This is a genomic window from Virgisporangium aurantiacum (genome assembly GCF_016863635.1).
GTDB lineage: Bacteria > Actinomycetota > Actinomycetes > Mycobacteriales > Micromonosporaceae > Virgisporangium > Virgisporangium aurantiacum.
The window spans coordinates 23012-44507 of record NZ_BOPG01000043.1; the positions used below are offsets into that span (position 1 = coordinate 23012).

General features: G+C 71.3%; 19 protein-coding genes. 14 read left to right on the plus strand and 5 right to left on the minus strand.

What is annotated here, in order from left to right; translation table 11 throughout:
• Nucleotides 1-8 precede the first annotated feature (8 nt).
• The 9 genes from Vau01_RS31315 (at nucleotide 9) to Vau01_RS31355 (ending at nucleotide 11535) form a co-directional block, all read left to right on the plus strand.
• Nucleotides 9-2348, plus strand: a complete 2340-nt coding sequence (locus Vau01_RS31315; protein ID WP_204000030.1) for a sensor histidine kinase — start codon at nucleotides 9-11, stop codon at nucleotides 2346-2348.
• Nucleotides 2348-2998 (plus strand): response regulator, encoded by a 651-nt coding sequence (locus Vau01_RS31320; RefSeq protein WP_239152011.1) that lies wholly within the window; start codon nucleotides 2348-2350, stop codon nucleotides 2996-2998. The genes Vau01_RS31315 and Vau01_RS31320 overlap by 1 nt, the downstream gene beginning before the upstream one ends.
• A 168-nt stretch (nucleotides 2999-3166) precedes the next feature.
• The gene (locus tag Vau01_RS31325; RefSeq protein WP_239151987.1) at nucleotides 3167-4882 is read left to right on the plus strand and encodes a Wzz/FepE/Etk N-terminal domain-containing protein; all 1716 of its coding nucleotides are present in this window, start codon (nucleotides 3167-3169) and stop codon (nucleotides 4880-4882) included.
• Nucleotides 4879-6219: an O-antigen ligase family protein gene (locus tag Vau01_RS31330; RefSeq protein ID WP_204000034.1), complete on the plus strand. Its 1341-nt coding sequence runs from the start codon at nucleotides 4879-4881 to the stop codon at nucleotides 6217-6219. Before Vau01_RS31325 ends, Vau01_RS31330 begins: the two co-directional genes overlap by 4 nt.
• Nucleotides 6209-7423 (plus strand): hypothetical protein, encoded by a 1215-nt coding sequence (locus Vau01_RS31335; RefSeq protein ID WP_204000036.1) that lies wholly within the window; start codon nucleotides 6209-6211, stop codon nucleotides 7421-7423. Before Vau01_RS31330 ends, Vau01_RS31335 begins: the two co-directional genes overlap by 11 nt.
• On the plus strand, nucleotides 7420-8310 hold the full coding sequence (locus Vau01_RS31340; protein ID WP_239151988.1) for a sulfotransferase: 891 nt from the start codon (nucleotides 7420-7422) through the stop codon (nucleotides 8308-8310). The genes Vau01_RS31335 and Vau01_RS31340 overlap by 4 nt, the downstream gene beginning before the upstream one ends.
• Nucleotides 8298-9800 carry a lipopolysaccharide biosynthesis protein gene (locus Vau01_RS31345; RefSeq protein ID WP_239151989.1) on the plus strand — a complete coding sequence of 501 codons (1503 nt, stop codon included), beginning with the start codon at nucleotides 8298-8300 and terminating at the stop codon, nucleotides 9798-9800. The genes Vau01_RS31340 and Vau01_RS31345 overlap by 13 nt, the downstream gene beginning before the upstream one ends.
• Nucleotides 9797-10540 (plus strand): methyltransferase domain-containing protein, encoded by a 744-nt coding sequence (locus Vau01_RS31350; RefSeq protein WP_204000039.1) that lies wholly within the window; start codon nucleotides 9797-9799, stop codon nucleotides 10538-10540. The genes Vau01_RS31345 and Vau01_RS31350 overlap by 4 nt, the downstream gene beginning before the upstream one ends.
• Nucleotides 10537-11535 carry a glycoside hydrolase family 26 protein gene (locus Vau01_RS31355; RefSeq protein WP_204000041.1) on the plus strand — a complete coding sequence of 333 codons (999 nt, stop codon included), beginning with the start codon at nucleotides 10537-10539 and terminating at the stop codon, nucleotides 11533-11535. The genes Vau01_RS31350 and Vau01_RS31355 overlap by 4 nt, the downstream gene beginning before the upstream one ends.
• Nucleotides 11536-11615: 80 nt before the next feature.
• Here the strand turns inward: Vau01_RS31355 and Vau01_RS31360 are convergent, their stop codons facing one another.
• The gene (locus Vau01_RS31360; RefSeq protein WP_204000044.1) at nucleotides 11616-12575 is read right to left on the minus strand and encodes a WecB/TagA/CpsF family glycosyltransferase; all 960 of its coding nucleotides are present in this window, start codon (nucleotides 12573-12575) and stop codon (nucleotides 11616-11618) included.
• Between the two features lie 58 nt (nucleotides 12576-12633).
• Here Vau01_RS31360 and Vau01_RS31365 point away from each other — a divergent pair, with 58 nt between their 5' ends.
• From Vau01_RS31365 to Vau01_RS31375, 3 genes are all read left to right on the plus strand, one after another.
• Nucleotides 12634-13566 (plus strand): sulfotransferase family protein, encoded by a 933-nt coding sequence (locus Vau01_RS31365; protein WP_204000047.1) that lies wholly within the window; start codon nucleotides 12634-12636, stop codon nucleotides 13564-13566.
• A complete protein-coding gene (locus Vau01_RS31370) occupies nucleotides 13563-14471 on the plus strand; it encodes a glycosyltransferase family 2 protein (RefSeq protein WP_204000050.1) in 909 nt (302 codons plus the stop codon). The genes Vau01_RS31365 and Vau01_RS31370 overlap by 4 nt, the downstream gene beginning before the upstream one ends.
• Before the next feature lie 149 nt (nucleotides 14472-14620).
• A complete protein-coding gene (locus Vau01_RS31375; RefSeq protein WP_204000053.1) occupies nucleotides 14621-15757 on the plus strand; it encodes a DUF1775 domain-containing protein in 1137 nt (378 codons plus the stop codon).
• A 271-nt stretch (nucleotides 15758-16028) separates the two neighbouring features.
• On the opposite strand, the gene Vau01_RS31380 is transcribed toward Vau01_RS31375, so the two are convergent.
• Nucleotides 16029-16712, minus strand: coding sequence for a hypothetical protein (locus tag Vau01_RS31380; RefSeq protein ID WP_204000056.1), 684 nt, complete (start codon nucleotides 16710-16712; stop codon nucleotides 16029-16031).
• Here Vau01_RS31380 and Vau01_RS31385 point away from each other — a divergent pair.
• Entirely contained in the window at nucleotides 16702-17070 is a 369-nt protein-coding gene (locus Vau01_RS31385; RefSeq protein ID WP_204000058.1) for a hypothetical protein, read from the plus strand. The genes Vau01_RS31380 and Vau01_RS31385 overlap by 11 nt on opposite strands.
• A 55-nt stretch (nucleotides 17071-17125) precedes the next feature.
• Here the strand turns inward: Vau01_RS31385 and Vau01_RS31390 are convergent, their stop codons facing one another.
• Nucleotides 17126-18340, minus strand: coding sequence for an NADP-dependent isocitrate dehydrogenase (locus Vau01_RS31390; protein ID WP_204000062.1), 1215 nt, complete (start codon nucleotides 18338-18340; stop codon nucleotides 17126-17128).
• 124 nt (nucleotides 18341-18464) lie between these two features.
• On the opposite strand from Vau01_RS31390, the gene Vau01_RS31395 reads away from it, so the two are divergent.
• On the plus strand, nucleotides 18465-19355 hold the full coding sequence (locus tag Vau01_RS31395) for a hypothetical protein (RefSeq protein WP_204000064.1): 891 nt from the start codon (nucleotides 18465-18467) through the stop codon (nucleotides 19353-19355).
• On the opposite strand, the gene cysC is transcribed toward Vau01_RS31395, so the two are convergent.
• A complete protein-coding gene (gene cysC / locus Vau01_RS31400; RefSeq protein WP_204000067.1) occupies nucleotides 19352-20908 on the minus strand; it encodes an adenylyl-sulfate kinase in 1557 nt (518 codons plus the stop codon). The genes Vau01_RS31395 and cysC overlap by 4 nt on opposite strands.
• A gap of 39 nt (nucleotides 20909-20947) precedes the next feature.
• Nucleotides 20948-21475 (minus strand): DM13 domain-containing protein, encoded by a 528-nt coding sequence (locus tag Vau01_RS31405; protein WP_204000072.1) that lies wholly within the window; start codon nucleotides 21473-21475, stop codon nucleotides 20948-20950.
• Nucleotides 21476-21496 lie beyond the last annotated feature (21 nt).

Sequence of the window (21496 nt, forward strand, 5' to 3'; positions counted from 1 at the left end):
TGAGCAGCATGTCTGCGATCCGGATTTGGTGGCTGCCCGTCCTCATGGGGATCGGGCAGCTCCTCGTGTGGCCGGTCGCCCCGTACGTCTTCACGCAGCCGCCGCAGCCGTTGGACGCGGCCGGTGCGGTGGTCATCACCGTGGTTCTCGTCGTCGCGTTGGGGTGGCGGCGGCGGGCACCGGTGCCGGCGCTCGTCGTCGCGGTGATCGCGGCCGGCACCGGCACGGTGGTCCTACCCACCGACGTGCTCATGATCATCGGCGTTGCCGACCTGGTGATCCTGTACTCGCTGGCGGCGCTGAAGCCCGCCCGGCACGCGCTGGTCGCGGTCGTTCTGCTGCTGGTCATCTGGATCTCGACCCTGGCCGCGTCCCGCGATCCCGATCTCGGGTGGGCCATCGGCCTGGTCGTGATCGTCTACACCGGTGTCGCCGCGCTCGGTGCGAACCGCGGCCGGTGGCAGCGGGCCCGGGCGGCCGCCGCCGGCCGGCTGCTCGCCGCCGAGGCGGAACAGCGGCGGGCCGCCGAGGCCGAGCGCGAGCGGCTGGCCCGCGAGCTGCACGACGTCACCGCGCATCACCTCACCGCGATCGTCGTGAACGCCGGTGCCGCCCGCCGGCTCGGCGCCGGCAAGCCCGACCTGGTGTGGCAGGCGCTCGAGTTCGCCGCCGACACCGGCCGGCGGACCCTCACCGCGCTGAACCGGCTGGTGACCGTGATCGAGCCGGGGGTGGGGGAGCCGTTGGCGCCCCGGCTGGCCCGGCTCGCCACCACCGCCCGGTCCGCCGGCCAGCAGGTCGAGGTCGAGGTGACCGGGCCGGCCGAGGAGCTGCCGCCGACGGTGATCGACGCCGTGTTCGCGGTGGTGCAGGAGGCGGCCACGAACGCGTTGCGGTATGCGGCCGGTGCCCTCGTGAGCGCGGCGGTCACGGTCTCGGCGGACAGCGTGCTGGTGACCGTGACCAATCCGCCGTCCGGGGGTGCCGACCGTTCTCTCGGTTCCGGCCGGGGTCTCGTGGGCCTGGCCGCTCGGGCGAAGGATCTCGGCGGCACGTTCGAGGCCGGCCCGTGCCCGATCGGTGGCTGGCGGGTGCGGGCCTCGGTGCCGGTGGGGACCCGCACCCAGCGGCAGCACCGCCTGCTGTCGAGCGAGGGGGCGCTCGACGCCGCGATCGTGCTGCTGGTGCTGATCCCGCCGATGCTGGTCATGCTGATCGACACCAAACCGGTGCGGGAGCACTGGTGGCTGCTGGCGCTGCTGATCCTGTTGCACGCCAGCCCGGTGTGGTGGCGGCGGGTGGCACCGTGGCGGACGCTGGCGGCGGTGACCTGCGCCGGGCTCGCCTACGCGGTGATCATCACGGTCACCCATTTGCCGACCGACGCCATCGACCCGCTGGTCATCGGGTTCGGGGCGGAGATGGCCGCGGTGTGGGCCGTCGCGCTGCGGGCCAGGCCGGCGGCATGGACGTGGTGCGGGGCGGTCGGGGCGGCCACCGCCGTGGCGGCGATGATCATCATCGTCGGCGACGAGATGCGGGGCCTGGCCGGCACGCCCCAGCCTCCACTGCAGATCATCCTGTCGTTCGCGGTCGTGGGGATGATCCAGATCGTCGCGTACACGGTCTTCCTGCTGGTGACGATGTGGACGCCGGCGACGGTCCTGCGGCGCCGCCGGGAACGGACCCTCGACGCCGAGGCGGTGGCGCTGCGGGCGGCCGACGAGCGGGCCGCGGCGGCCGCGCAGGACCAGCGGCAGCGCTTCGCGGTGGGGCTGCACGTGTCGGTGATCGAGCCGGCCGAGCGGCTCATCGCGGCCGCCGAGTCGGTGCCGCCCGACGCGTCGCCCGCCGCCGCGCTCGCGGCCGTCGACCAGGTGATTGCCGAGGCCCGGGCCGGGCTCGCGGCCATGCGGGAGCTGCTCGGCGCGATCCAGCCGATGCCGGCCGGTGACCGCAGCGCCCCGCCGCGCGGCATCGCCGACCTGGCCGACCTGTGCGCCGAGCGGCGGATCGACCTCGAGGCCGGCCCGATCCTGCATCCGCTGCCGGTGGCCGTGGACCTGTCCGGCTACCGCATCGTCGACGCGGCGCTCGACACCGACGACACCGCCGGGACGGTGACGGTCTCGGTCGACCACATCCGGGAGACGCTGGTGGTGACGATCTGCGGCGTGCCCGGCGCGACGCGGGGAATCGTCGCCGCCCGGATCCGCGCGCGGGCGGCCGCGCTGGGTGGGAAGATCCGGTTCGACCCGGCCGGGGTGGTACAGGTTCACCTGCCGGCACCGCCGGAGGCGGCCGGACCGGCGAGCGCGGGGGAGGTGCCGGCATCGACATCCGCGTGATGGTCGTCGACGACCAGCCGGTGGTACGCGCCGGCTTCGCCGCCATCCTCGACGCCGAACCCGACCTCACGGTGGTCGGCACCGCCGCGGACGGCGCCGCCGCCCTGAACCTGGCCGCCGACACCCGACCCGACGTGGTGTTGATGGACATCCGCATGCCCGGCATGGACGGACTGACCGCGACCGCGCGGCTCACCGCGTCCGGCTCCGCATTGAAGGTCCTGGTGCTGACCACGTTCGACCTGGACGAGTACGTCTACCAGGCGCTGCGCGCCGGCGCGTCGGGCTACCTGCTGAAGGACGCCGACCCGGCCGACCTGGTGGCCGCCGTCCGCGCCGTCGCCGCCGGTGACGGCACGCTGGCGCCGCCGGTGCTCCGCCGGCTGATCGAGTCGTTCGCGGTGGGCCGGGTGGCGCCGGCGGTGGTCCCCCCGGACGGCACCCCGGCCGGCCTGACCCCGCGCGAGGCCCAGGTGCTGACGCTGGTGGCCCGCGGGCTGTCGAACACCGAGATCGGGGTGGAGTTGAACATCGCCACCGGCACGGTGAAGACGTACATCAACGGCCTGTTCGCCAAGCTCGGCGTGCGCGATCGCGTGCAGGCCACGATCCGCGCGTACGACCTGGGTTTGGTCCGCCCCCGCGCCTAGCCGGGCCGCTTCACCGATCTTGGACTCCCCGAGGTGCCAGGGCACCGCAAGGAGTCCAAGATCTACATCCGCCGCGTTACGTACGTCCCTTTCGTGGCGTTAGCCCTCTGGAGCGGCTTCCGCCGCCCGGACCGGCGGAGGGGTGTTTTGGACGCGGCTTCGTACGACATGTCAGACCTGCTGGGCATGGTGCGCCGGCACTGGTGGATCGTCGCGTTGCTGACCATCTTCGGGGTCGTCGGAGCGTATGAGGTCACCGCCCGCCAGCCCAAGGTCTTCGAGTCGGCCACCTCCGTGCTGGTGCAGCCGACCGGCGCCGGACAGGACACGAACGTCTCCGGTGGGCGCACCAAGGGCGAGATCAACCTCGACACCGAGGCGCAGTTGGTGCGGAGCACGGCGGTCGCCACCGACGCGGCCCAGCTGCTGAGGTCGACGGCAGCGCCGGACTCCCTGGCCGGGAAGGTGTCGGTGGAGGTGCCGGCGAACACGAGCGTCCTGGTGATCACGTTCAAGGCCGGCGGCGCCCGGGACGCCCAGGCCGGCTCGCACGCGTTCGCCGAGGCCTACCTGCGTAACCGGGAAGAGACCGCCGCCAACGAACTGGCCGAGCAGATCGCCACGATCGACGGCAAGCTCAAACAGCTCAACGCCGCGCTGGCGCCGATCAACTCCCGGTTGGCCAGCCTGCGGCCGGACAGCAGCGAGCGTCCCAACCTGGAGAGTCAGCGCCTGACGATCACCAACCAGGTGAACACGCTCTCCGCGCGGCTGAACCAGTTGGTCACCACCACCGTCAGCGCCGGAAAGATCATCCGGGACGCGAACCTGCCCGAGCGGCCGAGCAAGCCGGTGCTGCCGCTGAACCTGGGCTCCGGTGCCGCCGTCGGCCTGCTGCTTGGTGCCGGTGCGGCCATCCTGCGGGAACGGCTCGACCGGCGGATCCGCCGGCCCGACGATCTCACCCGCCGATGTGACGTCGCCGTGCTCGCCGCCCTGCCCCCGAAGGTCCGCCCGCGCCTGGACGACGTGTTCCCGCCGTTCGGCGCGGGCGGCCGCGTCTTCAACCGGCTCCGCAACGAGGTCGTCGCCGGGTCGCCGATGAAGGAGAACGGCACCGGTAGAGCTCTCGCCGAGAGAGGCGACCGGGGGCAGGTCATCGTCGTCGCCGGGGCGAGCCGGGGTTCGGCGTCGACCGTGGTGGCGGCGAATCTGGCGGCGGCGTTCGCCCGCACCGGCGGGCAGACCGTGCTGGTCTGCGCCCACCTGCCCGACAGCGTCGCCGAACTGGCGCCGGTGACCCGGCTGCTCGGCGTCCGCGCCGTCCCCGGCCTCAGCGACGTGCTCGCCGGAAAGGTGGCGCTGGGCCGGGCGGTCCAGCGGGCGTCGCGCCAGCCGCGGCTGTCGGTGATCACCACCGGTGGCACCGCGAGCGCGTCGGGCCTGCTGCAGTCGCAGATGCTGCGGGACGCGCTCACGTCGCTCAGAAGGCAGGCCGAGTACGTGGTGATCGAGGCGCCGGCGACGTCGACCAGCGCCGACGCGCAGAGCGTCGCCAGCCTCGCCGACATCGCCCTGGTGGCCGTGGAACTCAAGCGGACCCGCTACGCCGACGTCACCGACGCCGCCGAGCAGCTCAGAAGGGTCGGTACGCCGCTGCTCGGCGCGGTGGTGCTGCCGCGCCTCGTGCGTCACCGCGACGAGCCACCACCGGCGCCGGCCCGGGCCCACGACGAGGACGACGACAACGACGCGCTCGACCTCGACGAGGAGGAGACCGAGGACGAGGCGGTCGCCGACGCCGACACCGTCGTCATGAAGAAGGTCGGTACCCGGAAGAAGCCACGCAAGGCGCCGGCCACGAACACGTCGGCGCCGCGGTGACGACAGCACTGATCGAGGCCGCGGATCTCGACGAGCCCAGGAAGCGACGACCCGAGCCGAAGCCCGGGCGGGGCCGCCTGGTCACGTGGATCATCATCGGGTACCCGGTGTGGTGGGCGCTCGGCCTCGGCGTGCTGATCTTCCTGGCCGTGGCGCCGGTGATGGTGATGACCCTGTTCCGCCAGCACCGGGCCGGCCGGAAGGTGCAACTGCCGCCGGGGTTCGGATGGTGGCTGGCGTTCCTCGCCGTGGTGGTGGCCGGCGTCGCCGCGCTCGGCGCCGACCCGCAGGGCACGGTGCCCGACACCGCCTCGGGTCGCATGGTCGCGGTGGTGTTCCGGTTCGGCCAGTACCTGGCGCTGACCGTCTTCCTGATCTACCTGGGCAACCGCACGGCGCTGTCGCAACAGAAGCACGTGAAGCTCCTGGGCTGGCTGTTCGTGGTCACCGTCGCCGGTGGCCTGCTGGGCACGTTCGCCGGGACCTTCGAGTTCACCTCGCCGGTGGAGCTGCTGCTACCGAAGCACATCGCGAAGATGGGCTTCGTCCAGTCGCTGGTGCACCCGTCGGCGGCACAGGTGATGGACCTGATCGGCGACCCGAAACCGCGTCCGGCCGCGCCCTGGGGCTACACCAACACGTGGGGCAACAACTACTGCCTCCTGGTGGTGTGGTTCATCGCCGCCGCGAAACGCCGGGTGCTGGCCGTGGGATGCCTGCTGGTCTCGCTGATCCCGGTCATCTACTCGCTCAACCGCGGCCTGTGGATCGGGCTGGGCGTGATGGGCGTCTACGTCGCTGTGAGGATGGCGATGCGCGGCCGGCTCGGCGCGCTGGTCACGGTTGTCGGTACGGCGCTCGTCCTGGGGGTCGCGCTGACGGTCACCCCATTGGGCGACGTCGTGAACGCGCGCCTCGACAACGGCAAGAGCAACGGCGTGCGCATGTACCTCACCGAGCGCGCCGTCGACGGGATGGTCGAGTCGCCGCTGATCGGGTTCGGCTCGACCCGCAGCACGATGGGTGGGCGCAACTCGATCGCCGTCGGCCCGAACAGCCGGTGTGAGCGCTGCGGCAGCTTCACCATCGGCGGCAACGGCCAGCTGTGGCAACTGTTGTACGCACACGGCCTGCTCGGCACGGTGACGTATCTCGGCTTCTTCCTGTACGGCCTGTGGCGGTTCCGGCGCGATCACAGCGCCATCGGCATCGCCGGTTCGGCCGCGATCGTGGCGAGCCTCGCCGCGATGTTCTGGTACAACGCGCTGGTCACGCCGCTGGCCTGGACCTTCTGCGCATACGCCCTGCTCTGGAGGAATTCCGACCATGCCGGTTAGGACGGCGCCGGCGAACCTGTCGGCCGACGATGCCCAGTTGCGCGCGGAGTACGTCCGCGAAGTGCTCGCGCTGCTCTATCCCTCGCCGCACGACGACGCGACAACGAGCACCGAGTACGTCCTCGTTCCCGACGCCCGCCGGCCGCGGATCCTCGTTCCGGCGGCCGATCGGAAGGTCGCGGCGGCCGCCGTCGCGCGCTATGCCGAGCCGCAGTCGCGGCTCGCGCGGTTGAAGCGGGACGCCGTGGTGGCCGCCCTGCGTACGGGCGCGGCGTCGGCGCTGCTGCGCGACCGCGTCACGGCGCCGGGCGGTCGCGACACGATCGAAACCCATCTCCGGGACGCGCTGGGCATGGACGTCCGGCTCGGTGTCCACATCGGACCGGCGCGCGCGAACCGCAAGCCGGTGCTGCAGGTGCTCACCCCGGCGGGTGAGACGGTGGCGTTCGTGAAGCTCGGCGTCAACGAGTTGACGCGCGGGCTGGTGAAGGCCGAGGCGGCGGCGTTGGTGACGCTCAGCGGTGCCGCGATCGACGGCGTCGCCGTGCCGAAGTTGCTCCACAGTGGACAGTGGCGGGAGCACGAGGTGCTCGTGCAGGCGGCGCTGCCGGTGTGGGAGCCGCGGGTGCCGGCCGACCGGGCCCGCTGCGCCGCGGCGATGCACGCCGTCGCCACCGCGTGCGGGATCAGCTCCGGCACGCTCGGCGGCAGCGGCTACTGGGCCCGGTTGCTGGCCCGCCTCGCCGACGTCGCCGACCACCCGGACGGGTTCCAGCTGGGTCGCGCCGCGGCTCGGTTGGGCACCGCGGCCGGCGACGTGCGGCTCACGTTCGGCGCCTGGCACGGCGACTGGGCGCCGTGGAACATGCGCCCGGTGGCCGACCGCATCCTCGTGTGGGACTGGGAGCGGTTCACGATCGGCGTCCCGCTCGGCTACGACGCCGTGCACCACGACCTGCAGCAGCGGATCAGCGCCCAGTCCGACGGCGCCGACGCGGTGCGCCAGACGCTCGCCGCCGCACCCGGCCTGCTCGCGCCGTTCGGGGTGACCACGCCGGCCGCCGTGCGGGTCACCGCGCTGCTGTACCTGGTTGACCTCGCCGCCCGGTACCTCACCGACCGTCAGGCCGAGGCCGGCGCCCGGCTCGGCGTGCTCGGCAGTTGGCTGCTCCCGGTACTTCTGTCCACTGTGGAGGATCTGTGAAGCTCTCCGGTCGTAACATCCCCGAGCCGGTGAAGGCCGTGGTGCATCTCGGCTCCCGCAACTACGGCCGGCTCACCGCCGAGCAGCGGATGCTGCCGTCGTTCCTCATCTGCGGCGGCCAGCGGTGCGGCACCACCTCGATGTACCGGGCGCTCGCCACGCACCCCGCGGTGCTGAAGGCCGTGCTGCACAAGGGCGTGCACTACTTCGACGTCGGATACGACCGGGGCCTGCGCTGGTACCGCGCGCACTTCCCGACGTACCGGCAGGCCGCCCGCATCGAGCGCGACCTGGGCGTGCCGGTGCAGACGTTCGAGTCGAGCCCGTACTACATGTACCACCCGCACGCGATGGAACGGATCGCCACCGACCTGCCGTCGGTGAAGCTCGTGGTGCTGGTGCGCGACCCGGTGGAGCGGGCGTACTCGCAGCACGCCCACGAGGTCGCCCGCGGATTCGAGACCGAGCACGACTTCGCGGCGGCGCTGGCGCTGGAGCCGGAACGGCTCGACGGCGTCACCGAGAAAATGCTGAGCGAGCCGGGCCACTACAGCTTCTCCCACCAGCACCACGCCTACCGGGCCCGCGGCGAGTACGTGCGTTACCTGCGGCGGATGGCCGAGCACGTCGGGCGGGAAAGCATCCACGTCGTCGACAGCCACGAGTTCTTCACGAAGCCGGAGCCGGTGTACGACGCGGTGCTGGACTTCCTCGGGCTGCCGTCGCCGACCGAGGTGGGCGCGCACTACCCGGTGTTCGAGCGGCACAACGCGCGTCCGCGGGTGCCGTTGCCGGACGCGCTGAGCACCGAGCTGACCGAGCACTACGCCCCCTACAACGAGCAGTTGGCCGAGTGGCTCGGCCGGACCCCGTCGTGGCTGTCCTAGCACCGCCGCCACGCGCCGGAAGCACATCCGACCGCACCGCGCTGCTGCGCGGGGCCGGCCGGGGCGGGGTGCTGAACCTGATCGGCGCGGCCGTCGCCGGTGCCGCCGGATTCGGCGCCACCTGGCTGGTCGCCCGCGGGCTCGGCGATCCCGGCCGGGTCGGCGCGTTCCTCACCGCCCTCGCGGCGTTCACGCTCGCCGCCGGCGTGGCCCGGCTCGGCACCCAGACGTCCCTGGTGTACTGGCCGGCCCGGCTGCGGACGCTGGGCGCCCGGCAGGACCTGGAACGGTGCCTGCGGCACGGGCTAGTCCCGGTGGCCGTCGCCGGTGCCGTCGCCGGGCTGGCGCTCGGGCTCGTGGCGTCGTTGGCGCCACCGGCGATGGCCGGCGCGATGCGCGTCCTCGCGGTGTTCCTGCCGCTGGCCGTGCTCACCGACGCGATCCTCGCGGCCGCCCGCGGCTACCGCGCGCTGCGCCCGACCGTGGTGCTCGACCGGCTGCTCCGGCCGTCGCTGCAACTGATCGCGCTCGTCGCCGTGATCGTGTGGGGCGCGGGCGGCACCGCGGTGTTCGCGGCCGCCTGGGCCGCGCCCTACCTGCCGGTGGTGCTGCTCGCCGGCTACACGCTCGGCCGCGTGCACGCGATGGACGGCAGCGCCAGCGGCGCCGAGGTCTTCACGCCCAGGGCCTATTGGACGTTCACCGCGCCGCGCGCCCTCGCGAGCGTCGCCCAGCTCGCCCTGCAACGGGTCGACGTGCTGCTGCTCGCCGCCCTCGGCGGCCTGCACGCCGCCGGCCTGTACGCGGTGGCCGGCAAGTACGTGGTGCTCAGCCAGGTGGCCGGCGGTGGCCTGTCGCAGGCGGTGCAGCCCCGGCTCGCCGAACGGTTGGCCGTCGAGGACGTCGACGGCGTGCGCGTGCTCTACCAGCAGGCCACCGCATGGCTGATCCTCGCCACCTGGCCGCTGCACCTCACCGTCGCCGCGAACGCCACCGTCTACTTGGGACTGTTCGGACCGTCCTATGAGGACGGTGCGGCCGTCGTGTGGATCCTCGCCGGCGCGATGCTCGTCGCGACCGGCTGCGGCATGGTCGACATGGTGCTGTCGATGGGCGGCCGCACCCGCTGGAACCTCTACAACGTGCTCGCCGCGCTGCTCACCATGGTCGCGTTGGACGCGTTCCTGATTCCCTTGTGGGGCGCGGTCGGCGCGGCGCTCGGGCTGGCCGCCGCGGTGCTGGTGAACAACCTCGTTCCGCTGGCCCAGATCTGGCGGACGCTGGGCGTGCACCCCTTCGGGCGGCCCACCCGCAACGCCGCGGCGCTCGCGGCCGGCGCGTGCGGCGTCCCCCCGTTGTTGGCGACCGTGGCCGGAGCCGGCCCCGCGGCCGTGACCGCGACGAGCGCCGCCGGTGCCCTCTGCTTCCTCGCCGGCGCCTACCGGATGCGCCGGCTCCTGAACCTGCACCTGTTGAGAGGAAAGTCATGAGAGCCGACTACGCGGAGATCTTCCAGTCGACGGAGAACGTCGACAAGTACACCGACGTCGTGTACGCGCCCGGGAGCTACGCGTCGCACGTCAACAACCGGCAGCGGCGGTTCGTGCGCGACCTGGTGGCCCGCACCTTCCACGACCGCCGGCCGGTCCAGCACGACTTCGCCTGCGGCACCGGACGGGCGATCCGGTTGCTGCACGGGCTGGTGCGGGCCGCGCACGGCTACGACCCGTCGGCCGAGATGCTGGCGAAGGCCGCCGAGGCCGGCACCCGCGCCACGCTGCACCGCATCGCGGCCAGCGGCCCGCTGCCGGTACCCGCTGCTGGTTCCGACGGTCCCGCGCTGGTGACGATGTTCCGCCTGCTGCTGAACGTCCCCGAAGATGTTCGCGACCGCGCGATCGCCTTCGCCGCGACCGCCCTGCCCACCGCCGACGCCGGGCTGCTCGTGGTGGAGAACCACGGCAACCGGCAGTCGTTGCGGCACCTCGCCGCGCGCCGGCACGCCGCGGAGGCGTGGTTCTCCGAACTGTCGCACGCTCAGGTCCTGTCGCTGTTCGAACGGCATGGGTTCGAGCTGGTGACCGCGCGGGCGTTCGCGGTTCTGCCGGCGGGCGCCTACCGGCGGTCGTGGCTGCGGCCGGCGGCCCGGGTGGTCGACGACCTCCTGTGCCGGGTGCCATTCCTGTGGCGGTGGGGAACCGACGTGTTGTACGTGGCGCGGCGCCGATGATCCGTTCCCTCGTTCTGGTGGCGGGCACGGTGCTCGTGCTCGCCACCGGCTGCTCCCACGAGTCTCCCGCGCCGCCCGAGCCGAACCTCTCCGCGGTGCCGTCGTCACAGGCGACGCACCCCGGGCCGTTCGCCGCCGGGCCGGTGTACGTGCCGCCGACGGGTGCCCTGTTCGGTTCGTGGGTGAAGCCGCGGGCGGTCACCCAGCCCGGCCGCATCGAGGCCGTGTCGACGTGGGAGGCCGCGCTCGGCCGGCAACTCGACATCGTGCACACGTACAAGCGTTTCGACGAGCCGTTCTTCACCGACTCCGACCTGACGTTCGGCGCGCGGTCGACGCTGATGCTGAGCTGGGCGGGCGGCGACAGCCGGTCGGTGGTCTCCGGACGGCACGACGCGCTGATCCGCGAGCGGGCCCGGCAGGTGCGCGACTACGGGAAGCCGCTGCTGCTGCGCTACCGCTGGGAGATGGACCGGCCGAACCTCCAGGCGACGATGTGGTCGCCGGAGGACTACATCGCGATGTGGAAGCACGTTCGCTCGTTGTTCGCCGCTGAGGGCGTGCGCAACGCCTCGTGGGTGTGGTGCCCGACGATCGAGGGCTTCGAACGCGGCAACGCGCCGTCGTTCTATCCCGGTGACGACCAGGTCGACTGGGTGTGCGTCGACGTCTACTCGGGCGCGCGGTTCGTGCCGCTCGGCGACCACCTGCGGCCGTTCTTCGCGTTCGCCGCGGCCCGCCCGTCGAAGCCGGTGATGATCGGCGAGTTCGGCGTCGCCCGCCAGTACCCGTCTTCCCAGCGCGCCGCCTGGATCCGCAACGGCACCGCCGTGTTCAAGGCCAACCCGCAGGTCAAGGCCGTGCTCTACTTCGAGTCCGACCCGGACGACCGCAAGCCCGACGGCATGTTCAGCATCACCGACGACGCAGCGGCGCTGGCCGCATTCCGGGAGATGGCGTCCGACCCGTACTTCAACGTGGCCCCGCGCGGGTGAGTCCCGGGAAACGACCGGGCACGCATGAACATCATTTCCGAAGTTGATGTTCATGCGTGCCCGGTGAGTTTCGCGGCCGTCTACCGGGGGCGGGGGCGCGGCCTCGGGCGGGCGGCCCGCGGCGGCTCCGGGGTGGGGCTCTCCTGGGGGACCGCGAGGTGGGGGGCCGAGGGGACGTGGTCGGGGGCGCCGTCTTCGCTGAACCACTTTTCGCGTTCGGTGGGGGTGAGGACGTCTTCCCACTCGTCGGGGTCGGTGCGGTCGCGGCGCATTGCGCTGGTTGCCAGCAGGCGGACGGCGTAGGGGGCGTCCTCGCGGAGGTAGCGGCGGGCCAGCCGGCGGGGCTCCTTCGCCAGCCGGTGGGCCCACTCCAGGCCGGAGCGTTGCATCCAGACGGGAGCCCGTTCGCAGTCACCGGCGACGAAGTTGATCGCGGCGCCGCAGCCGAGGAACCACGAGGTCGGCAGCACCGGCCGCAAATGTTCGATCAGCCGTTCCTGCTTCGGGAAACCCAGCCCCACGAAGACGAGGTCGGGCTCGGCCTCGACCACGCGTTGCATGACGGTCTGCAGTGAGCGGCGGTCGCGTTCGAACCCGTACTCGGGGCTTTCGCAGCCGGCGATCCGCAGGCCGGGGAACTGGCCGAGGAGGTTGTCGGCGGCCCGCGCGGCACCGTCCGTCGCCGGGTCGCCGCCCAGCAGGTAGACGGAGGACCCGTCCTGGCCCAGGCCGTACGACAGGGCCCAGATCAGCCCCGACCCGGTCACCCGTTCGGGGAGCGGGGTGCCGGCGAGCCGCGCGGCCCACACCAGCGGGGCGCCGTCGGCGACCAACAGGTCGGCGGTCTCCAGGTCGGCCCGGACCGAGTCGTCCAGTTCGGCCCGGCGCAGGATGTCCACGTTGGGCGTCGCGATGCGACCACCGATGCCCCGCGCGAGCGCGGCGCGTACCCGGTGGACGACCTCTCCCTCGGTCAGCGCGGCGAACCGGAGGCCGCCCAGGGCCACCGTGTCCGGGTCCGGCAATACGAAAACTGACATATCGTCTCCGACCCCCCGTACTCCTCGTTATACGGACATAACGAGACGAGGAGGGTCCGTGGTACGCGTGCTCTTCCTGGGCGGCCTTGGCCGCAGCGGGACGACGTTGTTGGAGCGCCTGTTGGGGCAGCTCCCCGGGGTTAGCCCACTCGGCGAGGTGGTGCACCTCTGGCAACGGGATCTTGTCGATGACGAGCGGTGCGGTTGCGGCGACCGCTTCTCCGCATGCGGGTTCTGGCAGAAGGTCGGTGTCGAGGCGTTCGGCGGATGGGACGCGGTCGACCCGCAGCGCGTCCAGAAGCTCGCGGCCGACGTGGAACGGACCCGGCACATCCCGCGGATGGCCTTCGGCCGTAAGCCCAAAGGCCTCACCGAATATGCCGACTACTACAGCAAGGTCTACGCGGCCGCCGCGACGGTGACCGGCGCGACCGCCGTGGTCGACTCGTCGAAGCACAGCGCGCTGGCCTACTGCCTGCGCCAGGCGGAGGGCGTCGACCTGCGCGTCGTCCACGTGGTGCGGGACAGCCGCGGCGTCGCCTATTCGTGGACGAAGAAGGTGATGCGTCCCGAGGCCGAGACCGACGAGGAGATGACCCGCTACTCCCCGAGCCGGTCGGCACTGCTGTGGAACGCGCACAACGCGTCGTTCGGGCTGCTCGGCCGGCTGGGCGTGAACGTGCTGCGGGTGCGGTACGAGGAACTGCTCGCCGACCCGATGACCACGCTGCGGGAGATCGCCCGGTTCGCCGAACTGCCGGAGGCCGCGCACGAGATGTCGTTCCTGCGGGCGACCGACGACGGCTTCGTCGCCGACCTCGGGCCGTCGCACAGCGCGGCCGGCAACCCGATGCGGTTCACGATCGGGTCGGTTCCGCTGCGTCGCGACGAGGCCTGGCGGCGGTCGCTCCCGAAGGGCCAGCGTCGTCTGGTGGGTGCGCTGACCGCGCCCCTGCTGTCCGCGTACGGGTACATGGGACGCGCGTCGTGAGGTGGCCTTCCGTCGGGGTGGTCATCCCGACGCGGAACCGACCCGAGATGCTCGACCGGGCGATCGCCGCCGTCGAGGCGCAGGACTACCCGGGCGAGGTGCGCACGGTGGTGGTCTTCGACCAGGCGACGCCGGACTACATGCTCGCCCGGGCCGGCGACCGCCCGGTGATGGTCCTGGTGAACTGCCGCACGCCCGGCCTCGCCGGCGCCCGCAACACCGGCATCCTCAACCTCTCGACCGACCTCGTGGCGTTCTGCGACGACGACGACGTCTGGTCGCCGAAGAAGCTCCGCCGACAGGTCAGGTTTCTCGGGACCGGCGAGTTCGCGACCTGCGCGATGAACGTGCGGTTCGACGGCATCAGCACCCCGCGCCTGGCCGGAATGGGCCGGGTCGGCGTGCCGGAACTGGTGCGCTCGCGGATGGCGATGCTGCACGCGTCGTCGTTCCTGATCCGACGAGCGGTGCTGGGCGAGGAGGGTGCGCTCGGGCTGGTCGCGGAGGACGCGCCGGGCAGCCAGAACGAGGACTGGGACCTGCTGCTCCGGGCGGCGAAGCGGGCGCCGGTCCGGCACCTCGACGAGCCGCTGATCGAGGTCGCCTGGGGCCGGACGTCGTTCTTCGCGCACCAGTACGACACGAAGATCTCGTCGCTGCGCTGGATGATGGAGCGCCACCCGGAGATCGGTCTCGACGGTGTGGGCGCCGGCCGGGTCTACGGTCAGCTCGCCTGCTGGTCGGCCGCGCGGGGCGACCGCAGCGGTGCCGTGCACTGGGTGCGGCAGGCGGTGCGCTCGAACTGGCGGGAGCCGCGGGCGGCGATCGCGCTGGCCGCGCTCTCCGGCGCGGTCCGGGTGGAGACGGTGCTCGGCGCGCTGCACAAGCGCGGTCGCGGCATCTGACCTCGCGCGCTCACGGCGTCACCCCGAATTTGTTTTAAGATCTTGGGAACCGCACGGCGCCGCCGTGCGAATACCCCGGTATGGGTTATGCGCAGCGGGCGACACGCGCCTGGGCAGGTCTCGTCACAGCCGTTGCCGGACTCTCGGCGGTGGCCGTGTTCGGGTTCGCCGGGGCCGCATCGGCCGACGTGTCGTTCGATACCGAGCAGGCCCAGCGCACCGGCGGCGCGCGGGTCGCGTTCAAGCTGACCAACGACAGCCCGACGGCGTCGGTCACCAAGTTCGAGGTGCGCTTCCCCGGTGAATACAACATCGCCGAGATCTACCCGATCGCGGTGGGTGAATGGGCGCCGTTGATCACGATGAAGAAGGTCGACGACAACCCGGAGAACGACGTGCCGATCGCGGTCGTCTGGACCACCATGCCCGGCAAGGAGATCAAGCCCGGCGCCACGTCGTTGCTGCCCCTCGCGATGGGCCCGATGCCCGACGCCGAATTCCTGTATCTCGACGTGATCGTGACGCGGTCCGACGGTTCGACCGAGACGTGGGCCGGCGTCGACGCCCCCACGGCCGGGGCGCAGCACCCCGCGTTCGCGGTCAAGCTGGTGCCACTCAAGCCCGGCGAGGTGCCCGAGGTCGGGCACGGCGGCGCGGCAGACACGGGCGTGGCGCAGACCGAGGCGGCCGCCGATCCGGCCGCCCAGGATCCGGACAACGCCGGAAGCTCCAACACGGTCAGGCTTGCCGTAGCGCTGCTGCTCATCGCGGCACTGACCGGGTTCGCGCTGTACTGGCAGCGCCGCCGTGGCGCCGCGAGCGCGAGCGCGAAACTCGCCGACGAGGCCGCTCCCGCGGCCCGGGTTCCCGCCGGCCAGCGCAAGAAGGGCGCGCCGCCGAAGAAGGCCGCGGCCTCGACGAAGGCGGGCACCGCCACGAGGGCGGGCACCGCCACGAGGGCGGGCACCGCCACGAGGGCGGGCACCGCCACGAGGGCGCCGGCTCCGGCTTCGGCGAAGACCGCACCGGTGAAGGCCAAGGCCAAGGCCACAGCCGCTGCGGCGAAGGCCGAGCCGGAGGCCGTTCCGGCCGAGGTCGAAGAGGTCGCCGAACCTGTGCGCGTTCAGCGTCGCTCGGTGGTGCGGTCCACGGCGGCGAAAAAGGCCGTGGATCGGCGGCGGACGGTGACCCGGAAAACAATCGGCGGCGCGGCCACCGCCACCATCGCGCGGCGGGGTGGAAACGCGTCGGAGCGTGGCGGCGATACCGATCGCGATAACGCGTAGCACGCGCCGCGACACTATTCGTCCCGCCAATTCACGGCCCGGCAACGGGCGCCTTAAATTGATCTTTCGAAATCGGCAGCCGCGCATTAGTGGCATCGCTTATACCCCTGCTGACCTGCGCTTATGTGCTATGCGTCGGAACCGGGTCAACCGTCGAAACGGCCATCCTGAAGTCTCCATTAAGTGAGTTCGGGGGGTTGTTTATATCGGCCAACTTGCGTTGACACCGATATTCCCCACTCATAGCTTGGTGGGGTACAGAGACGTCGAGTCAGCCGTCGGAAGAGACGGCGCACTCCCGGACTCGCCGCACGAATTTGGCGGGCCCCGATGAGAGAACGAGAAAGGTATCCGCCATGGGCCGAAGGTCGGCAAGTACGCCGCCCCCATACAGGAACAAGCGCGTGCTCGCGGTGCTCGCAGCAGTGGTCGTCGCCGGTGGTCTGCTCACGGTGACCCAGGTAGCCGGCGCCTCGACCTGGCGCCGGTGGGGTGGAAACAGGCCGCCACAGTCGGCATGCCCGCCCACCAGCACGGGTGGCGCAACCCAGGGCAGCACCGCTTCCCCGAGCAGCAGCGCCAGCAAGAAGAGCGGCACGCAGGTCACCACGCAGAACGGTCGCAAGGTGTACCAGTGGGCCGACGACGACAACCCGAACCAGCGGATCAACCGCACTGGTCGCAACCCGCGGCCGAACTGCACGCCGACCACTCCGTCGACCGCATCGGCCAGCCCGAGCAGCACCAGCACCACACCGCCGCTCGACATCCAGTCGACCAGTTGCGACCAGAGCCAAAAGACGAAGCACGACGGTTTCCAGGCGGACGCCGAGCGCTGTGTCGCGACCGACCACGGTGAGGTCGGCCCGCTCGCGAAGAACCCGACCGCGTTGATCGTGGAGTTCCCCGAGAACGGTGTCACGGCGAACACGCCGTTCACGTTGGTGATCAGCACCCGGAACATCATCCGCGACCGGTTCCTCGCCGCGGCTCAGGGCGGCTACTACGCCGAGATGGACACGCTCGCCGCCAACGGCCTGCCTCACGGTCACGCCCACATCTCCTGCAACGTCCTGCCGAACGAGAACGAGGCTCCGGCGCCTAACCGGTCCCAGTTCTTCGTCGCGCTCGAGGACAGGGCCGGATCCGAGACGCCGGACCGGATCACGATCAACGTGACCGGACTGCCCACCGCCGGAACCGCCCGCTGCGCCATCTGGCTCGGTGCCAACTCGCACCGGCTCCCGATGATGGCGTTCGCCAACTCGACGCCCGGCTTCGACACGGTCCGCTTCCCGGTTCGCAACGCCTAGCACCTAGCCGAAAAGGCCCCGGACCATATGGTCCGGGGCCTTTTCGGGCCTTCCGTCAGCTGAGCTTCTTGCCCAGGTTGTCGGTGAGGGCGTTCATGAACTCGTCGGTGGTCAGCCACGGCGCGTCGCGGCCGATCAGCAGCGCGAGGTCCTTGGTCATCTGGCCACCCTCGACGGTCTCGACGCACACCTGCTCGAGCGCCTCGGCGAACCGGGTGACCTCGGGGGTGTTGTCGAGCTTGCCGCGGTGGGCGAGCCCCCGGGTCCACGCGAAGATCGAGGCGATCGGGTTGGTGGACGTCTTCTCGCCCTTCTGCCACTGGCGGTAGTGCCGGGTGACGGTGCCGTGCGCCGCCTCGGCCTCGACGGTCTTGCCGTCGGGGGCCATCAGCACCGACGTCATCAGGCCCAGCGAGCCGTAGCCCTGCGCGACGGTGTCGCTCTGCACGTCGCCGTCGTAGTTCTTGCAGGCCCAGACGAAGCCGCCCTCCCACTTGAGCGCGGCGGCCACCATGTCGTCGATCAGCCGGTGCTCGTAGGTGAGGCCGGCGGCCTTGAACTCGTCGGCGAACTCGGCGTCGAAGACCTCCTGGAAGAGGTCCTTGAACCGGCCGTCGTAGGCCTTGAGGATCGTGTTCTTGGTGGACATGTAGACCGGGTACTGCCGGTCGAGCCCGTACCGGAGCGACGCGCGGGCGAAGTCGCGGATCGAGTCGTCGAAGTTGTACATGCCCATGGCGACGCCGCCGCCGGAGAAGTTCGCCACCTCGAACTCCATCGGTGCGCTGCCGTCCTCCGGAGCGAACGTGATGGTGACCTTGCCGGGCCCGGGTACCACGAAGTCGGTCGCCTTGTACTGGTCGCCGTGGGCGTGCCGGCCGATGATGATCGGCTTGGTCCAGCCCGGCACCAGCCGCGGAACGTTCGACATGATGATCGGCTCGCGGAACACGACGCCGCCGAGGATGTTCCGGATGGTGCCGTTGGGCGAGCGCCACATCTTCTTGAGGCCGAACTCCTCGACGCGGGCCTCGTCGGGCGTGATCGTGGCGCACTTGACGCCGACGCCGTGCCGCTTGATCGCATTCGCCGAGTCGACGGTGACCTGGTCGTCGGTCTCGTCGCGGTACTGGATCGAGAGGTCGTAGTACTCCAGCTCGACGTCGAGGTACGGCAGGATCAACTGCTCCCGGATCTGCTTCCAGATGATCCGGGTCATCTCGTCGCCGTCGAGCTCGACGACCGGGTTCGCAACCTTGATCTTGGCCATCGGCCGGGCGCTCCTCTCATGGAATCTGCTAGCAGTACGAGCGTACTGGATTCAACACGGCCGGGCCGTCCGGGGCCTCATGACGGGGCAGCCAACTCGTTCATGAACGTCTAGTCTCGTATCTATGCCTGTTTCGTTTGAACACGAGGCGCTGATCGACCTGATACGCCAGCGCCCCGAATCCGTCGCCGACCTGCTACGTAGGCAGTTCGACGTCAAGGTGCCCGACTTCCGGAGGGCGGTGCTGCTCCCCGCCGATCTGACCAACGTCATGCCGACCGAGTACCGGGCCGACGCGGTGATCGCGTTCGAGGACCCCGATCCCGACGTCGAAGAGCCGGTGTACGCCGTGGTGGTCGAGGTCCAGTTGCGGCCCCTCGCGAGGAAGAAGTACGTCTGGCCGGTCTACGTCGCCACGGTCCACGCGCGGCTCGAATGTCCCGTCTCGATTCTCGTCATCTGTCCTGACCTGGCCGTGGCCAAGTGGGCGGCCATTCCGATCAGCACCGGCGAGCCGGGCCTGCTGCTCGAACTGGTCGCCCTGGGGCCCGACCAGGTGCCGGTCGTTGCGACGGAGGACGACGTCGTCGACTGTCGCGAACTCGCGGTGCTGTCGGCGCTCGCACACGGCGGCGAACACCCAGGGCTGGTGCTGCCGGTGCTGGTGGCCTCGCTCGAGCGGTTCAATCCCGAGGATGCCCAGGTATATCTTCAATTGGTCGCACAGGCACTGCCGGTGGCGGCCAGAAACCTTCTGGAGGAAATGATGGGAACTGTTCAGGTCTCGGACATCGAGTTCGCCAAGACCGTTCTTCCCAGGACCTACGCCAGGTTGATGGCCGAGGGCCAGGCCGAGGGTGAGATCCAGGCGATCCTCGCGGTCCTCAAGGCGCGGAACGTCGAGGTCCCGGAGTTCCTGCGCACACGCATCTCCACCTGCACCGACCTCGAACAGCTCGAAATCTGGATCGCTCGGGCGGCCACCGCCACCACGATCGACGAACTGTTCGCTTAGGCGCTCGGAGCCTGGGCGCGCTTCTCCGTTGCCTGCCGCGGTTCGATCCACCCGTTCGCGCCCAGGTACCGCATCACCGTCGCGATTGCTTCGCCGCTCGGGAGGTCGGTGGTGTCGATCGTCAGGTCGGGGTTGACCGGGATCTCGTAGGGGTCGTCGATGCCGGTCATGCCCTTGATCTGCCCGGCGCGGGCCTTCGCGTAGAGGCCCTTGCGGTCGCGGCGTTCGCACTCCGCCAGCGGCGTGTTGACCCAGATGAGGATGAATCCGGCGCCGGCGGCCCGGGCGAAGTCATGGGCGGCCCGGCGGGCGGCCTCGTACGGGGCGATCGGGCAGCACACCGCCATCCCGCCGTGGCGGGCGACCTCGGCGGCCACCCAGCCGATGCGACGGACGTTGATGTCCCGGTCGATCGCGGAGAAGCCCAGACCGGCCGAGAGGTGACGGCGCACCACGTCGCCGTCCATCAGGGTGACCGTGCGCTCGCCGGTCTCCAGAAGCGTCTCCACGACGCCGCGCGCCATCGTCGACTTGCCCGACCCCGACAGGCCGGTGAAGAACAGCACCAGGCCGCGTTGCCGGCGGGGCGGCCGGGCCCTGATCATCTCGCGGGCGACCGCGGGCGGCGTGTGCCACTCCGGCAACGGTGCGCCGCGGTCGAGCAGGTCGTCGACCTCCGCCGGGTCCAGCGCCGGCCGCCGGTGCTTCGGCGGGATGTCGTCGCGGCTGCGCCACTGGCCGTCGCGGCTGTCGTAGGCGAGTTCCCGGGGGACGAGCACGCGCAGCCCGCCGCCGGACATCATCGACGCGCCGGTGGCGAGCAGGTGCGTCACCCCGTACGCGGCGGCCACCCGGGCCCGCAGCAGTGCGTCGCGGATCTCGTCGCCGTGTGCCGACAGGGGCACGCCGACGATCGTGGCCGGTGGCATCCGGTCGCGGGCGGCGAGAATGCACCGCACGAGCGACTCGGCCGAGATTCCGTCGGCGGTGGGCCCGCCGACCGGGATCAGAACGAGCAGGTGACCGTTGAGAGTGCGGGCCGCGTGCGCCAACTGGGCCAGTTGCGGCCGGTGCAGCGGCCGGTCGGCGAAGATCCCGAGCACCCGGCCCTGCGGCAGCACGCCGCGCACGTCGGCGGGGGAGCGGCGCAGCCGGCGGAACGGTCCCTGCTGCCCCTCGCCGATGCGCCGGATGCGGCCGCACACCCCGACCGTCCCCTCGCGGGTGGGCCAGCTCTGGGTGACGTCGACGGCCGCGACCGGCGCGCCCTCGGGATCGGTGAGCACCAGGACCCGCCGCAGCGGATTGTCGACGTCGAGCTGCTCGGCGATGCCCGGCGGCACTTCGAGCGTCACCGGTACGGGCCAGGGCGTGCCGTCGACCAGGCGACCCGTGCGGGCCAGCGACGCCACGTCGTCGCGGCCGAGGAAGCCGGTGAGCGGTGCGTAGGCGCCGGAGAGGATCAGTTCCAGATCGGCCAGCTCGTGCGGACGCGGTGTATATGCGGGAGCATCGCGCAGCACGCCCTCGGGCAGGACCCAGCCGTTGGTCATGAGGACATATCCTGTCAGGCCCTGACGCGAAGCCGACAATCAGGTGAGAGCTGCGGCGCCGAACGAGACGGAGAAGCGCTTGCACCAGATCGCGACGCTGCGCAGCGCGGTGAGGTCGGCCTCGGCCGGTATCTCGTAGACCTGGTTGCCGCGGTTTCCCTTCAGCTTTCCGAGCTCGACCCACCGGCCGTCGTCGAACACCCGCCAGCCCGAGGTTCCTTCGCGCACCGGCTGATCGGAGAGCCATACGCGCAGGTCGGGCCCGTCGGACGTATCGAGGTCGACCAGTTCCAGCGTGTGGCGCCCGTCGGGGTGGCGCACCACGCGGACGTCACCCTTCGTCTCATGTTCATGGGTGACGAACGCACCGCGCAGCACCACCTGCGGCGCCGCCGGAGCCGCGGAAGCTGAAACCGACGCGGACGGCGCCGGCGGGGTCGCCAACGATTCGTTGACCGTCGTACTGGTCACCAACCGCCAGGGCTCGAACCAGTACAGCCCGGCCCCGACGGCGACCGCGACCACCCCGATGGCCACCCACAGGAAACGCTTCACGCGTCCAGTCAACGCGCTGCGGCGTCCGATGAC

What these genes read in the sequence shown, in the direction of transcription:
- Vau01_RS31390 (WP_204000062.1), bottom strand. Translation starts at nt 18,340, where the DNA reads ATGGCCAAGATCAAGGTTGCGAACCCGGTCGTCGAGCTCGACGGCGAC.
- Vau01_RS31355 (WP_204000041.1), top strand. Translation starts at nt 10,537, where the DNA reads ATGATCCGTTCCCTCGTTCTGGTGGCGGGCACGGTGCTCGTGCTCGCC.
- Vau01_RS31395 (WP_204000064.1), top strand. Translation starts at nt 18,465, where the DNA reads ATGCCTGTTTCGTTTGAACACGAGGCGCTGATCGACCTGATACGCCAG.
- Vau01_RS31320 (WP_239152011.1), top strand. Translation starts at nt 2,348, where the DNA reads ATGGTCGTCGACGACCAGCCGGTGGTACGCGCCGGCTTCGCCGCCATC.
- Vau01_RS31335 (WP_204000036.1), top strand. Translation starts at nt 6,209, where the DNA reads ATGCCGGTTAGGACGGCGCCGGCGAACCTGTCGGCCGACGATGCCCAG.
- Vau01_RS31360 (WP_204000044.1), bottom strand. Translation starts at nt 12,575, where the DNA reads ATGTCAGTTTTCGTATTGCCGGACCCGGACACGGTGGCCCTGGGCGGC.
- Vau01_RS31350 (WP_204000039.1), top strand. Translation starts at nt 9,797, where the DNA reads ATGAGAGCCGACTACGCGGAGATCTTCCAGTCGACGGAGAACGTCGAC.
- cysC (WP_204000067.1), bottom strand. Translation starts at nt 20,908, where the DNA reads ATGACCAACGGCTGGGTCCTGCCCGAGGGCGTGCTGCGCGATGCTCCC.
- Vau01_RS31315 (WP_204000030.1), top strand. Translation starts at nt 9, where the DNA reads ATGTCTGCGATCCGGATTTGGTGGCTGCCCGTCCTCATGGGGATCGGG.
- Vau01_RS31325 (WP_239151987.1), top strand. Translation starts at nt 3,167, where the DNA reads ATGTCAGACCTGCTGGGCATGGTGCGCCGGCACTGGTGGATCGTCGCG.